Origin of the sequence: Oceaniserpentilla sp. 4NH20-0058, assembly GCF_040371755.1 — a bacterium.
Classification (GTDB): Bacteria; Pseudomonadota; Gammaproteobacteria; order Pseudomonadales; family Oceanobacteraceae; genus Bermanella.
This window is the reverse complement of record NZ_BAABWE010000029.1, coordinates 1-704: the sequence shown is the minus strand read 5'-3', so window position 1 is coordinate 704 and position 704 is coordinate 1. Positions and strand designations below refer to the sequence as shown.

The window sequence follows — 704 nt, the reverse complement described above, 5'->3', positions numbered from 1 at the left end:
TTGCTGGCAGCAAAGCTTAAGGGGTAAACATCAATATTATCTGCCACCCCGTCGCCATCACTGTCCCGGTGAATGATGCCATTTAAGTTCAGCGCAGGCAGTTGCTGGTTAGAGCCAAAATCCCAATAGGGTTGGAATACACCATTAGTGTCGGTAACGCCATAGGTGTCCCAGTCTTTAAATACCGTAACAGGGCCGCTTAGACCTTCGGCTGCACCATCTTCACTAACACAGTTGCTATTGGCATAATCAGTATTGGCCATCACCCCACAGCGTAAAGTGGCCAGCTCTAACCCAACATAGCTATTCGCTTCGCTGCTTAGATGACTGGTTAATTGCCCAGAAGCATCCGTGGCCCAATAGTTGTTTTGTAAGGTATCTTGTGAAAAGCGCGCACCGCCTACTAACCCGCCCATAGTTGATAAATTTATAGAGCCTTCTACCCAAACGCTGCTCAGATTACCCTCTACTGTGTTACTTATATTTGAAATAAAACCAATCAAACCACCCACATTATCGCCTTCAGCCGCCACTCGGCCACTGACTAAATTGGCGCGAATAATGTTTCTAAAATTCACAAACCCAACCAACCCGCCTGTATCGGCATCCCCTGAATATATACTTTCTACCGACCCCATCATCGTATTAGCTTCTAAGGTATTATTTGAACGAGCATATCCCGCTAAACCACCTACATTAGATCT

At 46.0% G+C, this 704-nt stretch carries 1 protein-coding gene; it reads right to left on the bottom strand.

From position 1 onward, the window contains the following. On the bottom strand, positions 1–704 hold a 704-nt coding region (locus ABWV45_RS15485; RefSeq protein ID WP_353352623.1), incomplete at both ends, for a hypothetical protein.